Source organism: Xanthomonas sp. NCPPB 3959, from assembly GCF_056675575.1.
Genome location: NZ_JBWWVR010000002.1, coordinates 177,497 through 192,395 on the forward strand (window position 1 = coordinate 177,497; position 14,899 = coordinate 192,395).

Annotated in this window: 6 protein-coding genes; all 6 read right to left on the reverse strand. The window is 65.9% G+C overall.

The features are described 5' to 3' along the window. Positions 1 to 10: 10 nt before the first annotated feature. Entirely contained in the window at positions 11 to 442 is a 432-nt protein-coding gene (gene gspG / locus AC1KVG_RS03810) for a type II secretion system major pseudopilin GspG (RefSeq protein WP_043888939.1), read from the reverse strand. 123 nt (positions 443 to 565) lie between these two features. After that, positions 566 to 1,783 (reverse strand): type II secretion system protein XpsF, encoded by a 1,218-nt coding sequence (xpsF, locus tag AC1KVG_RS03815; protein ID WP_023902633.1) that lies wholly within the window; start codon positions 1,781 to 1,783, stop codon positions 566 to 568. A 163-nt stretch (positions 1,784 to 1,946) separates the two neighbouring features. After that, positions 1,947 to 3,674: a type II secretion system ATPase GspE gene (gspE, locus tag AC1KVG_RS03820; RefSeq protein WP_168957125.1), complete on the reverse strand. Its 1,728-nt coding sequence runs from the start codon at positions 3,672 to 3,674 to the stop codon at positions 1,947 to 1,949. A 129-nt stretch (positions 3,675 to 3,803) separates the two neighbouring features. Beyond that, positions 3,804 to 5,687: a S8 family peptidase gene (locus AC1KVG_RS03825; RefSeq protein ID WP_481093625.1), complete on the reverse strand. Its 1,884-nt coding sequence runs from the start codon at positions 5,685 to 5,687 to the stop codon at positions 3,804 to 3,806. Positions 5,688 to 5,915: 228 nt separating this feature from the next. Further along, positions 5,916 to 12,485, reverse strand: a complete 6,570-nt coding sequence (locus AC1KVG_RS03830) for an ESPR-type extended signal peptide-containing protein (RefSeq protein ID WP_481093549.1) — start codon at positions 12,483 to 12,485, stop codon at positions 5,916 to 5,918. Between the two features lie 541 nt (positions 12,486 to 13,026). After that, positions 13,027 to 14,784 (reverse strand): S8 family peptidase, encoded by a 1,758-nt coding sequence (locus tag AC1KVG_RS03835; protein ID WP_481093626.1) that lies wholly within the window; start codon positions 14,782 to 14,784, stop codon positions 13,027 to 13,029. Between the last annotated feature and the right edge of the window lie 115 nt (positions 14,785 to 14,899).

Below are 14,899 nucleotides of genomic sequence, written 5' to 3' on the forward strand. Positions count from 1 at the left end.
GGCGGAAGGCTTATTGGTACTTGATGTCCGCGTCGTAGCTGCTGCCGCCGGGGCGGCCGTCCTTGCCCAGACTGATCAGATCGAACGGCTGGCCATCGCCGGGCACGCGGTATTCGATGGTGTGGCCCCACGGGTCGTTGAGTTCGACCGGCTTGGCATACGGTCCCAGCCAGCCGCTGCTGCCGCCCGGCTGGGTGACCAGCTCATCGAGCTTGCCCGGCAACTTGCCGGTGTCGAGCTGGAAATTCTCGATCTTGCCGGCCAGGGTCTGGATCTGCGATTTGGCCAGATTGGCCTTGCCGCGATCGGCACCACCGAGCACACGGCTACCGACCAGGGTGAGCACCGCACCGATCAGCACGATGACGATGATGATTTCCAGCAAGCTCATGCCGGCCTGGGCTGCACGCGATGGACTACGGGTAATGGAGCGCTTGATCATGAACGATTTCCTTGCACGTCGATGAAAGATGCTGCCGCCAGAAGATGACACGGCGGGCATTGCAATGGTTCCCGCATGGGTGTCGCGCGGTCACCTGAAAGTTGTTGTGAATCCACCGCCACGTTATCCGATGGCATTGGTCAGGTCATACAGCGGTACCAGCACCGAGATGATGACAAGCCCCACCACCGAGGCCAGCACCAGCGTGATCAGCGGCACCAGGGCGGCCAGCGCGCGGTCGATGGCTTGCGCGGTTTCCAGCTCGAAGGTGTCGGCGGTCTTGAGCAGCATCGTGTCCAGCGCGCCGGACTCTTCGCCCACCTGAATCATCTGCAGGGCAAGCCGCGGGAAGCGCTTGCCGCGTGCCAGCGACATCGCCAGGCCGTGGCCGTTCTTGACGTCGTCGGCAGCGGCGTCGACATCTTCGACCAGCGCCAGATTCGACATCACATTGCGCGCGATACCGATCGCCGCAAGCAGCGGCACGCCATTACGCAACAAGGTGCCCAGCGTGCGCGTCAACCGTGCGGTTTCCAGGCGTGCGATCAGGCTGCCGACGACTTTCTGCCGCAGCAGCCATTCGTCCAGCGCGGCACGAAACGCCGCATTGCGCCGCTTGCGATCCAGCCACAGCCCGAGCACGCCCGGCACCACGATCAGCACCACCCACCAGTCGCGCACCAGCAGGCCCACGCTCAAAACGGCTTGCGTGAACCACGGCAAGGCAACATCCAAGCTTTCGTACATCTGCGCAAACTGCGGCACCACATAACCGAGCAGGAACAGCAACGCACAGCCGACCACCGCCAGCAGAATCGCCGGATAGATCAGCGCATTGATCACCTTGCCCCGGAGTGCGCGGCTGCGCTCCAGATAATCGGCCAGGCGTTGCAGGGTGTCCTGCATGCTGCCGCCGGCTTCGCCCGCGCGGACCATGTTGATGTAGAGCTTGGAAAACAGCCCATGCTGGCGTTCCAGTGCCGAGGACAGCGGCGCGCCGCCACGCACAGTGTCGCGCACATCGCCGATCACGCGCCGGCTTTTTTCGTCTTCGGGCAGATCCATCAGGATCGACAGCGCACGATCCAGCGGCTGGCCGGCACCGATCAGCGTGGACAGCTGTTGGGTGAACTGCACCAGCGCGGCGTTGTCGAACGGCTTCTTGCGCAGCAGCATGCGCAGCGACGGCGAGTCGCTTTCGCCGGTGGCCAGGCGTGTTTCCACCGGCAGATGGCCTTGCTCCTGCAGACGCAGCACCACTTCTGCATCGCTAGCCGCTTCCATCTGGCCATCGAGCATTTCGCCGTGCGCATCGAGCGCCTTGTAGCGGTACAGGGGCATCAGGCGTTGGAGCTGGGATTGGGGAGTCGGGATTGGGGAATCGGGAAAAGCACGATGCTGCGTTGTGTTGGTGCGATTGGGCGCACACACCGCATTGCCAGGAAGCTGCCCTGATTATCTTCCGATTCTGAGCTTCCGATGCTCACTGCTGCTCCATTGATTCTCACGCATCCTCCGTCACGCGCAACACTTCTTCGATGGTGGTTTCGCCACGCAAGGCCTTGGACAGGCCGTCTTCGTACATGGTGCGCATGCCGGCCTTGCGGGCCAGTTGTTCGATCTCGCCCATGCCGGCACGGCGCATCACCGCGCGCCGCAGCTCGTCGTTCATCACCAGGAATTCGACGATGGTGGTGCGGCCGAGATAGCCGGTCGGCGCCGCTGCCGAGGCGCGCGGGCGATACAGGTAAATCTCGCCCTCCGGCTGCAGGCGGCGCAGGTTGAAACGCTCAACCTCCTCCGGCGATGCCAGGTAGCGTTCGGCATTGGGCAGGTCAAGCTTGCGTACCAGGCGCTGCGCCAGGATGCCGTTGATGGTGGAGGTGAGCAGGTAGTCTTCCACGCCCATGTCGAGCAGGCGGGTGATGCCGCCGGCCGCGTTATTGGTGTGCAGCGTGGACAGCACCAGATGGCCGGTGAGCGCAGACTGGATCGCGATGCGCGCGGTTTCCAGATCGCGCATTTCGCCGATCATGATGATGTCCGGATCCTGACGCACGATGCTGCGCAGCGCATTGGCGAAATCCAGCCCGATCTGCGGCTTGGCCTGGATCTGGTTGATGCCTTCGATCTGGTATTCCACCGGGTCTTCGACGGTGATGATCTTCACGTCCGAGGTGTTGAGTTGGCTCAATGCGGTGTACAGCGTGGTGGTCTTGCCCGAACCGGTGGGGCCGGTCACCAGCATGATGCCGTGCGGCTGCTCGAGCACCTTGCGGAACTGCGGCAGAAAGTCTTCGGTAAATCCAAGCTTGTAGAAGTCGAACACCACCGTTTCGCGGTCGAGCAAACGCATCACCACGCTCTCGCCATGCGCGGTGGGCACGGTGCTGACGCGCAGATCCAGCTCCTTGCCCTGCACGCGCAGCATGATGCGGCCGTCCTGCGGCAACCGGCGTTCGGCGATGTTGAGCTTGGCCATGATCTTGACGCGGCTGATCACCGCGGCGGTGAGTTTGGCCGGCGGGCTTTCGCCTTCCACCAGCACGCCGTCCACGCGATAACGCACCTTGAGCCGGCTTTCGAACGGTTCGATATGGATGTCGGAGGCGCGCAATTCCACCGCGTGCTGGATCACCAGATTCACCAGCCGGATCACCGGCGCTTCGGAGGCCAGATCGCGCAATGCTTCGATGTCGTCGCTGCTGTTGGCATCGCCATCGGCGGTTTCCACGATGGTGCCCATCGCGCTGCGGCCCTGGCCATACCAGCGCTCGATCAGATCGTCGATTTCAGAGCGCAACCCGACCTGCAGAAACAGCGGGAATCCGGTCGCAAGACGCACCGCATCGATCGCGTAATCGTCGTACGGATCGGCGATCCACAGATCCAGCCGGCCATCGCGTTCGCCGACCGGGCACAGATGAAATTGTTTGAGAAAACGCAGCGACAGGCCCTGCACTTCGGGCAGCATTTCAGGCGGGGTATCGCCGAGTTGGCGTGCGTCCACCAGCGGCAGGCCGAGCACGTCGGCGCAGGTCTCTGCGTGATCGCGTTCGGACACCAGGCCCAGACGGCCCAGCAAGGCCAGCAGGCCCATGCCGGATTCGGTCTGCAACTGGCGCGCGCGCAGCAGATCGGTGTCTTTCAGACGACGGCGTTCAAGCAATGCTTCGACGATGCGCGTCTCCGCACTTCGATGCTCAATTGGATCGACGGCAACCGCGTTCACACTCGTCTCCACTGGTTCGGCGCCGACTGTAGCAGTTTGCCGCGACGATCAACCGCACCCATCTGAATCGCCCTGAAAAACGATGCCCCCGGTGATTGGCCGGGGGCATCGGTCACACTATTTCACCGCTTACTGTCGTGCAACGAGCGTCAGCTTCGCGTAGTCCTTCGCACCGACCAGCTTGATGTAGTAGGTGCCTGCCTTGGGTGCAGTGAAACGCACGGTTTCGCTGTTGCCCGGGCGGGTCGACTTGGCATCGTAGGAGGTAGCAGTGGGCTCGGCTTCGAAGCTCACGTACACCGACACATCGCCGGTGCCGCCGTAGGTCATGAAGCTGAGCACCGCGCCGGCCTTGGCGTCGAAGCTGTACAGCGTGGAGCTGCCGGCAGCGCCGCTCAGCCCAGCCAACGGTGCCTTGTTGGTCAGCGCGATGGCGGTCGGTGCGCAGCTCTCGGTGGCCGGGTCGCAGGGTTCCACCAGCACCGCTTCCAGCGCGGCCTTGGCATCGACGATGCCGCTGCCGATCGGGGTGCTGGCCGGCGGGGTCACCGGGAAGCGACGGCTGGTCTGCTTGAGCAGGGTTTCCACTGCGGCCGGGGTCAGCGGGCCATCGCCCAGCCCGATCGACGCGCTCTGCACCAGCGCCACGACGCCGGCGACATGCGGGGACGCCATCGAGGTGCCACCTAGGCCCATATAGGTATAGGTACCCGAGGTCGGCGTCGTCGCACCGGTGTAGCCGGCCTGCCAGATGTAGCCGCCCGGATTGCCGTCCACGCTACCGCCGCCGCCCGGACCCGACAGGTCGACCTTGCTGCCGTAGTTGGAGTAGTAGGTGATGCCGCCGGTGATGCGCGTGGCGCCCACGGTGATCGTATTGTTGCAGCTGGCCGGCGAATGGTTGGCCGCATCTTCGCCGCTGTTGCCGGCCGCCACCACCACGGTGGTGCCGCGCGACACCGCGCCGTTGATCGCCACCTGGGTGGCCGGATCGCAGGGCTCGCCGCCGCCCAGGCTCATGTTGATGACTTCGGCCGGGTTGGTGTTGGCCGGCACGCCATCCACCGCACCGCCCGAGGCCCACACGATGGCATCGGCGATGTCGGAGGTGTAGCCGCCGCAACGGCCGAGCACGCGCACCGGCAGGATGGTCGCCTTCGGCGCCACGCCCGCCATGCCTAATCCGTTATTGGTCGCCTCGGCCACGGTGCCCGAGACATGGGTGCCGTGCCAGGAGCTTTCCTGCGCCACCGAGCCGTCGTAGCAGACGTTATCGGCTTCTTCCCAGTCGCCGTAATCCAGCGCGCCGGGCACGCGGGCATCGGTCGGGCGACGCGAGACTTCAGCGTCGGTGATGAAGTCGTAACCCTGCAGCAGGTTACCGGCAAAATCCGGATGGCCGGGCAGGATGCCGGTATCCAGCACCGCCACCACCACGCCGGCACCCTGCGAGAGGTCCCATGCGGCCGGCGCGTTGATGCCGCCGTTGGGGTTGCTCAGGTGCCACTGGTACTGCGCATACAGCGGGTCGTTGGGCACCAGCTGCGGGCTCACGTCGGTCGCGGCAACACTCGTCTTGATCTCGACCGGGCGCAGCATGCGATCGATCTGCACGTCGGCCACGGACGGATCGTTCTTGAGCTCGACCACCACCTTGTCCACCTGTGCGGCAGTCAGCGTGCTGGACAGCTTGATCAGGTCCGAGCCGATGCCGAGCTTGCGCACATACGTCGCCTTGACGGCGGCTGCGCTGGCGCGCGCACCACTGCTGGCGCCAACGCGGCCGACAGCGGCCTGCACGGCGCCGAGCTTGCTGGCGCGATCGGTCGCAGCGGCCGTGTTGTCCTTGTAGCGCACGATCAGGCGGCTACTGAATGCGTCGCCGGCCGCTGCTGCCTGGTTCGGTTCCTTGACCAGCAGTTGCGGGGCGGCAGCGAGGGTGCCCGATGCACCGAGCGCCATCATCAGGATGGCGCCGGTCAGCGGGTTGAAACGGAAATTCTTGTCGATCACGGTGAAGTCCTCTTCGTGTGTTTCGTCAGTCAAGTCAGGCTTGGAACGACCCTCGAAACTGCTGCGCAACCGCGGACGGCACGCTGCGTTTCGTCAGCCACTCCTGGTACGGCCATCACTCCATGCGAATCCGTTGGCCGGCCCAGCCACGGTCCTTACCCGCCCCCTCAGGCCTTGCTCTACCGCAGCGGCGCAACTCGGCGCCGCTGCGTTTCATGCAGCAGCGCGTTACCAGCCGAAACCAGCACCCACGCCGATCGAGCTGTCGTCGCCACTGAGTGCGCCGCCGACCGTCACCGTGGCGCGCGGGCTGATCGCTCGCTGGTACCCCACCGACAACGCCGATTCGCCGTTCTGGAAACCGACGCCGGCACCGACGCGGTTTTGCGAGGCGATACCGGCCACGCTGGCGGACATGTTCAACATCGCCGAGCTCATCGCGCCCTGACGATCCAGGCGGCGGTTCTGCCGACGCAGGCGGTCTTCGATATCGCCCTGGTAGCTTTCGAAGCTGTCGGCCATCGCGCTGTAGCGGCTGTCGGTGTAGCTGTTGGCAGCGGCAACGCCGTTGTCCAGCTGGCCCTTGTTGACCGCATCGGTGGCACGCGTACCGGCGGCCACATTGGCCACCTGGCGCTCGCCGCCGACGCTGCCCACCGACACCGTATTGGCACGATCGGCGACCGAGCCCTGGCCGAGTGCAACTGCACCCTGCGCACTGGCACGTGCGCCCTGGCCGATCGCCGTGCCGGAAGCCGCACTGACCTGCGCGCCTTCGCCCATCGCCACTGCATTGGTCGCCACTGCCGCAATCTGCGTGTTGGCGCCGACCGCCGTGCTGCCATCGGCATTGACGCGTGCATTGCTGCCGATCGCAGTGTCATTGGGGCCATGCGCATACGCGCTGCCGCCGATTGCAGTACCGGTCACGTGGTTGGCCACTGCCGCCGTGCCGACGGCGGTGGACGTGGCGGCCGGCGTGATGCTGCCGACCACTGCTGCGGTCGGCGTGCCCTGCACGCTTGCCGTGGCATCTGCGACCACAGCTGCAGCATCGATCTGCGCAGTCGCCGCAGTAGCGGCAACCGCAGGCACCGATGCAGTGCGCAGCGACGCCGTGCGTGCGGCCGTGCTGGCGGTTGCGGTACCACCACGTGCATCGAGCTCGTTGACCTTGCTGTCCAACGCGGTCAGTGCAGCACCGACGTTGTTGTAGCTGGCACCTTGAATCACGTAGGTCGGCGCAACGAACACGCCTTGCGCACCGATCGCCGCCCCACCACCGAGGAAGCTGGCTGCATTGCTGAGGGACTGGAACAACTGCCCGCCGTTGATCGCATCGGTGCTGGCAGTGGCAATCGCGCCGTTGCCCACATTGACGATGCGACGCGTGGCCGGACCACCGCGGCCATCGCCGCTGCCGACCGACACCACGTTGGCGTCGTAGGTGCGCGAACCGGAGCCCAAGGCCACCGAATCAGCGCCGCTGGCACCGGCATTGGCACCGAGTGCGACCGCATTGCTGCCGCTCTGGCGCACGAAGGAATTGTAGCCCAGCGCCACGCCGTTTTCGCCGATGGAATTGGTCTGACGGCCCATTGCGATGCTGTTGACGCCGCTGGCGCTGCTGTCCACACCCAGCGCACTGGCACCGGTCGCCGACGCCCGGCTGCCGGAGGCAATCGCAACACTGCGCGCCCCGCTGGCGCTGGCGCCTGCACCGACCGCACTGCTGCGATCGCCGGTTGCCGAGGCCACGCCTTCGCCGGTGGTTTGCACCATGCCGTTGGTGGTCTGCACATCGGCCGCCAAGGAATCCAACTGGCCCTTGTTGACCGCATCGGTGGCGGCCTGGCCGTCGCTGACATTGACGATGCGGCGCGTGGCCGGACCGCCACGGCCATTGCCGCTGCCGATCGACACAGTGTCGGCCTCATACGTGCGCGAGCCCGAGCCCAACGCCACCGAATCGGCGCCGGTTGCGCCGGCATTGGCACCGAGCGCCACACCGTTGACCGCGCTTTGGCGCACGAACGCGTTGTAGCCCACTGCCACCGCGTTTTCGCCGATCACGTTGACCTGACGACCGACACCGGTGCTGTTGATGCCGGTCGCCGAAGCGTCCACACCGACGACGCTGGCACCGATCGCGTCGGCGCGGCTGCCGCCACCCAATGCCAGCGTGTTGTCGGCCAATGCTGCGGCGCTTTGACCCAATGCGGTGGCGTTGACGCCATCGGCATACGAATTCCAGCCGATCGCGGTGGTGTAGTCGGCCGTGGCCCACGCACCCGCACCGAATGCAGCAGCGCCGGTGCCGGAAGCACGCGCCGGGATGAACCCGAAGAACGTGCTGCCACCAACGGCCACGCTTTCTTCGCCGGTGGCTTCGCTGAATTCACCCACCGCCACGGCGCTGGCACCAGAGGCCAGCGCTGCGGCACCGACCGCAGTGCTGTAGTCGCTGGACGCAACCGCGCCATAGCCCAGTGCCGACGACAGCCTGCCGCTGGACTCGCTGTACCCGCCCAACGCGGTGCTACCGACATTGGAAGAAGCACTGCGGAAACCGACCGCGGTTGCCTGGTTGTCGGAGGCCACCGCTTCGCTGCCGAGCGCGGTGGTGTAGGTCGAAATCGCCTGCGCGCCGGCACCGTTTGCGGTGGCGCCAATGTCGCTGGCCAAGGCATTGCTGCCGATGGCGCTGCTGTTTTCGCCGGTCGCCTGGGCATTGTTGCCCAGCGCCGCTGCGCCGATTCCGCTGGCCAAGGCGCTTACGCCGAGCGCCGTTGCGTTGTCGGCAACCGCTTGCGCGCCTGCACCCAACGCCGTGGTGCCGGTGCCGGTGGCATTGGCGCCCTCACCTGCAGCCAATGCGTTGTCGCCTTCCACATAGGCACCGGCGTCGCTGTCATCGCTGCCGCTGGCCTTGAAGTACTTGCTGGTGGATTCAGCGGTTTCGGCTACTGCGGTGAGCTGGTCCAGATTCACCGCATCGGTGCCTTGCGTACCGGCCGCCACGTTGGTGATCTGACGTTCGTTGCCGGTGCTGCCCACCGACACTGCGAAATCGCGATCGGCCACCGAATCGGCGCCCAGCGCCACGCTGCTTTCGCCAGTGGATTCGGCAAAATTGCCCAGCGCGGTGCTATTGAGGCCAGGTGCCCATGCGGCGCCGCCGAGTGCGGTGGAGAAGTCGCCGGACGCTTCGGTCGGCAACAGGCCGAGCAAGGCGCCACCGACCGACACGCTGTTGTAGCCGCTGGCCACACTGCCCTGGCCGGCCGCCAGACTGTAGGTGCCCGATGCGGTTGCATCGCCACCCACCGCCACGCTGCTGGAGCCGCTGGCAGTGCTGAAATTACCCAGCGCGGTGCTGTTGAAACCGGTCGCGCTGGAATAGCCGCCCAGTGCGGTGGAGTAATTGGCGCTGGCCTCGGCGCCGAAGCCGAAGGCGGCTGCGCTGGTGCCATCGGCAATGCTTTCTGCACCCACTGCCGTGGCCGAGTCGCCACTGGCGCTGGCGAAGTAACCCAGTGCCGTGGTTTCGCTGCCATTGGCAACGCTCAACGCACCGGCCGCCAGCGATCCATCGCCAGACGCATCTGCCGCTGCACCCAACGCGGTGCTCTGCGCACCTGCTGCTGCACTCTCGCCGCCCACCGCCACCGCATAGTCGCCGCTGGCCTGGCTGTAGGCACCGCTGGACACGCTGCCAAACCCGCTGGCCGCCGCGTTGTAGCCCGATGCACTGGCAAACTGCGCAGTGGCGCTGGCGCCGCTGCCCACTGCCAATGCACCGGTACCGATCGCCTGGCTGCTGGAACCGAACGCGCTGCTGTAATCGCCCTCGGCAGTGGCGTTGGAACCGGCAGCGGTGGCGTCTTCGCCCTGCGCATCGGCCGTGCCGGCGCCGGTGCCGGTGTACAGACGCGCGGTGGCTTCTGCGGTTTCACCGACCGCGTTGAGCTGGTCCAGGTTCACCGCATCGGTGCCCTCGGTACCGGCGGCGACGTTGGTGATCTGACGCTCGCCACCGGCGTTGCCTACCGACACCGTGTTGGCGCGATCGGCGACCGCGCCAACACCCAGCGCAACGCTGTTGTCGACTGCGGTCCGCGCACCGTCGCCGATCGCAATGCTGCGATTGCCTTCGACGAAGGCCTCCGCGCCAATCGCCAGAGTGCTATCGCCATAGCCAACCGCGTTCGAGCCGAGAGCGATCGAACGCGCACCGGCCGTATAAGCGTTGTCGCCGATGGCGATGGAGAGGTCACCACCGGCAGAGGCGGTAATACCGAGCGCAACGCTGCGGTTGCCGTACGCGGTGCTTTCTGCACCCACCGAGGTGCTGGTGTCGCCCCACGCGACGCTGGCAAACCCCAGCGCGGTGGATTCGAGACCATTGGCGATGCTTTCAAACCCGATCGCAGTGCCGCCACGCCCGTTGGCCACGCTGGTCCCGCCGATGGCAGTGCCGTAGAAGCCGGTCGCCGTGCTGTCGGCGCCCAACGCGGTGGAGTACCGATCGCTGGCAACGCTGTTGAAGCCGATCGCAGTGGCGTTGTTGAAGTTCGCATTTGCGCCGCTACCAATCGCAGTGGTGCCCAACGCAGACGCCTGACTGCTCGAACCAAGCGCAACGCTGTCATCGCCCGACGCATTGCTGGATCCGCCCAGCGCGACAGTGCGCTCACCGAAAGCACTGCTGCCAGCACCAATGGCGGTGGATGCGGTACCGCCGGCAGCGGCATTGGAACCGAAGGCAGCGCTGTCCTCACCGAACGCCACGCTCGCTCCGCCGACCGCGGTGCTGGTGTCGCCAAACGCCACGCTCCCCGCACCCAGCGCGGTGGAATCGGCACCGTTGGCGATGCTCTCGTAACCGAGCGCGGTGGCGCCGCTGCCGGTTGCCAGACTGGCGCCGCCAATCGCCGTGCCAAACTCGCCCGATGCACTGCTGTCAGCACCGAGCGCAGTGGCGTAATCGGCCACTGCAGTGCTGTTGAAACCGAGCGCGGTTGCATTGTCCACAGCAGCGATCGCGCCGCTACCGATCGCAGTGGTGCCCTGCGCCGTTGCGGAGCTGGTCGAACCGAATGCGGCGCTGTAGTCGCCGGTTGCCGATGCATTGGAACCGGCAGCAACGCTGTCGATGCCTTCGGCAATCGCGGTGCCGTCACCCGTGGCGACGAACGTGCGCGCAGTGGTATCGGCAACCTCGGACACGGCAGTGAGCTGATCGAGATTCACCGCATCGGTGCCTTCGGTGCCGGCGGCGACGCTGGTGATCTGACGCTCATCGCCGGCCGCGCCGACCGACACGGTATTGGCGCGCGTGGCCACCGAGTTGGCGCCCAACGCAACCGAGTTGGCGCCGCGTGCGGTGCTGTAATAGCCCAGCGCCGTGCTCAATTCACCGCTGGCCCAGGATTCCGGGCCGACCGCAGTGGCGCCTTCGCCAGGTGCGTAGGCGAAGTAACCCACCGCCGTGGCTTCGGTGCCGGAGGCTTCGCTGAGCGTGCCCACCGCCGTGGTGTAGGTACCCGACGCGATCGCACCGGCGCCGAGCGCGGTGGATGCTTCGCCGCTGGCCTGGGTCTGCACGAAGAAACCCAGACCTGGAATGAAATCGACCGGGCCACCGACCGCAGTGCTGCTGGTGCCGCTGGCGCTGGTCTGCGTGCCCACCGCGGTGGCGTAATCGCCGGCCGCATTGGCAACCGCACCGAACGCAGAGGACTGCGCACCGGCGGCATACGCGCCGACGCCGAACGACGATGCAGCAAATCCATCGGCATTGGCGCTGGCGCCGACCGCGGTTCCGCCGACGCCGGCACTGGTGGCGCCGGTCTCCACCGGCACCCCGCCGTTGGTGATCAACGGCTGGCCATCTTCGTCCACCGCAGCGCCGCCAACGGCCACGCTGCCCGGGCCGTTGGCCTGTGCGTTATGGCCGAATGCTGCGCTGTTCTGCCCGGAGGCGAGCGCATTGGCGCCCACGGCGGTGGCGTTGTCGGCCACGGCATTGGCACCGGTTCCCAACGCGGTTGTCGCCGTGCCCACCGCGTTGGCCGCATCGCCGGCAGCCAGTGCGCTGTCACCTTCGACATACGCGCCGACGCTGTCTTCGCCCGGGGTTGCCTTGAAGAACGTTGCGGTGTCGTCGGCCACATCGGCCACGTCCTGCAACTGCGCCAGGTTGACCGCGTCGGTGGCGTTGACGCCGGCGCTGACATTGGTGATGCGGCGCGTGGCCGGGCCGCCGCGGCCATTGCCGCTGCCCACTGACACCACGTCGTCTTCGTGGGTGCGCGAGCCTGCGCCCAGCGCCACCGAGTTGGCACCGGTCACGCCGGCATTGGCGCCGAGCGCCACGCCGTTTTCGCCGCTCTGGCGCACAAAACTATTGTAGCCGATGGCCACCGCGTTCTCGCCGATGGCATTGGTCTGGCGCCCGATCGCGCTGCTGTTCACACCGCTGGCGCTGCTATCGGCACCGGCTGCCACGGCGCCGGTGGCGCTTGCATGGCTGTTGCTGCCGATGGCGGTGGTCCTGGTGGCGAACGCCGCTGCACCGTCGCCGACTTCGACCGACTGCGCCATCGCGGAAAGAGGAATGGCGATCCCGGCGCTACCCAGCGCCAGAGCGATCGCGGCGACCAGGCAACGGCTCTGGCGGCGGTCGATGAATGCGGCAGTGGTCACTGCTCCCGGGCTATCACCACTGGCCAGTTCCGATGCCACGGCCCACACGCCCAACGCTTTGTTCCAAACCTTGCGATAAATCCGATTCATCGACGCACGACTCCTGAAGTTGGGACTGGTTTGTTGGCGAACACCCACCATCGAACGGCCTTCCAGCCATGCGATTCCCCTGGTGATTGGCGCCATGTGCCTAACGGCGGTGGGCGGCTTACGCCTGCACCCTGGATAGTCAAAAAGTGAACGCTACCCAACCATAGAACTGAGCGAAGTGTTAACAGCGCTCAAATCGGGCGTCAAGTTTTTGACGAAAAGCGAAGTTAAGTGTGTTTTTCATCACACTTCTGTTTGCTTTTATTATTTTTTTGATAAATCTTTGGAAAACAGCGACCTAGATCATGTCTCGCAAGACATTTCTAAGCTGAATACGCATGTCCAAAGCAGACAAAAAAGCCCGCTGGCGGGTCGCCAGCAGGCTTGATTGCGCAAAATCGGATGCGAAATGCGTCAGCGGGCACACCAGCGCTCCCCACGCTGGCAAACCGGTGCCACGCAGGCGCGGTACCGGCCGCTTTTCAGCCTAATTGCGCCAGGGAAATGACGGAATGCCGCCGGTATGCCCTGATGCGTCAGATCACTGACGCGCCAGCAGGCTCACCCCATCGAACTCGGTGCCGTCGAGCTTGAGGATGTAGGTGCCGGCGCGCGGCGCGGTAAAGCGCACGGTCTGGCTGGTGCCACTGCGCGTTGAGGCACCGTCGTTGTCGGTGGCGCTGGGCTCACGCCCGAACGCCACGTACAACCCTGCCTGCCCGCTGCCACCGAAGCTGATGAAACTCAGCACCGCACCCGCGCTCGCTTCGAAGGTGAATACCCCGCTGTCGCCGGCCAGGTTGGACAGCCCGCGCTCGGGCACGCTGTTGCGCAGGGGTTGCGCATCCACCTGGCACCCCACGTCTCCTGCGTCGCAACGGCGCAGCGCGCGATCGATGGCAGCCCCCGCATCCACGATGCCGGTACCGGCCGGCGTAGCAAGCGGCAACTGCACCGGGAACGCACGCGCACTGCGCTTGAGCAGGCGCTCCAGTGCGGCCGGTGTCAGCGGCGCCTTGCCATCGGCGATCAACGCGCTTTGCACCAACGCCGCAGTGCCGGCCACATGTGGCGACGCCATCGAGGTTCCGGCAAATCCTGGGCCGATATAGGCGAATTGACCGGAGGTGGGCGTGGTTTTCCCGGTGTAACCAGTCTGCCAGATCCAGCTGCCGATCGGGCCATCGTACAAGGTGTCGGTTGCCAGATCTCGCGCGCCGCCGCCGGGTGCGGCCAGATCGATCAAGCTGCCGAAGTTGCTGTAGTACGCCAGGCCACCGGTCAGGCGGGTGGCCGCCACCGACACCACGTTGGCGCAGTTGGCAGGTACTGCGCTGGACACATCCGAGCCATCGTTGCCGGCCGCCACCACCACCGTGGTGCCGCGCGACACCGCAGCATTGATCGCCGCCTGGGTGACCGAATCGCAAGGCCCGAAACCACCCAGGCTCATGTTGATGATTTCGGCCGGGTCGCGATTGTCCGGCACGCCCTCCACATGGCCGCCGGAGGCCCACACGATGGCGTCGGTGATGTCCGAAGACGAACCGCCGCAATGGCCGAGCACGCGCACCGGCAGCACCTTGGCTTTGTAGGCCACACCGGCACCGCCAATGGCGTTGCCGGTGGCTTCGGCAATCGTGCCGGCCACATGCGTGCCGTGCCAGGAACTGTCGCGAGCAGCTGAAAAAATTCCGCATTCGCCGTCGGTTGCTTCCCAATCGCCGTAATCCAGCGCACCCGGCACACGTGCATTGGTGGGGCGGCGCGAGACGCCGCTGTCGCTGATGAAGTCGTAGCCCTGCAGCAAATTGCCGGCCAGATCCGGGTGCCCCGGCAAGATGCCGGTGTCGATCACCGCCACCACCACGCCTTCGCCTTGGGCAGTGGCCCAGGCTGCCGGCGCGTCGATGCCGCCCACCGGATCGGTGAGATGCCATTGATTGGTTGCCAGCAGCGGGTCGTTGGGCAAGCTGCCGCCGCTGCTCTGCAACGGATACATGCGTACGTCGATTTGCGCGTATTCCACCGCAGGATCGGCCTGCAGTTCGCGCACCAGGTGATCGGCGTCGCTGCGGCTGAGTTGTGCGGGCAGCTTGATCAACTCACTGCCCACCGCCAAAGTGCGCACATACGTGGGCACGGCCGCCTTGCCGCTGCGTGCCGCCGGTGCCAACTGCACTGCTGCGCGCGATGCCGCTGCAGTGATCGTGGCCACCGATGCATTGCCAACGCTGCGTGCAGTCACTTTGCCGCTGCGGTATTTGACGATGATGCCGTCGACCGGCGCATCGCGCATGGCTTGCTGGCGTTGCGCAGTGCTCACACTGGAATCCAACGTGGCGGCAGTGGCAATGCCGCTACCGAGCGAGAAGACCGCGCTGCAAGCGATGGCAAGAGTCCGGGAACGATGG

Bases quoted from the DNA above. Each gene is read 5' to 3' on its own strand.
- gspG (WP_043888939.1), bottom strand. From the start codon at position 442: ATGATCAAGCGCTCCATTACCCGTAGTCCATCGCGTGCAGCCCAGGCC.
- xpsF (WP_023902633.1), bottom strand. From the start codon at position 1,783: ATGCCCCTGTACCGCTACAAGGCGCTCGATGCGCACGGCGAAATGCTC.
- AC1KVG_RS03830 (WP_481093549.1), bottom strand. From the start codon at position 12,485: ATGAATCGGATTTATCGCAAGGTTTGGAACAAAGCGTTGGGCGTGTGG.
- AC1KVG_RS03835 (WP_481093626.1), bottom strand. From the start codon at position 14,784: ATGCGCGATGCGCCGGTCGACGGCATCATCGTCAAATACCGCAGCGGC.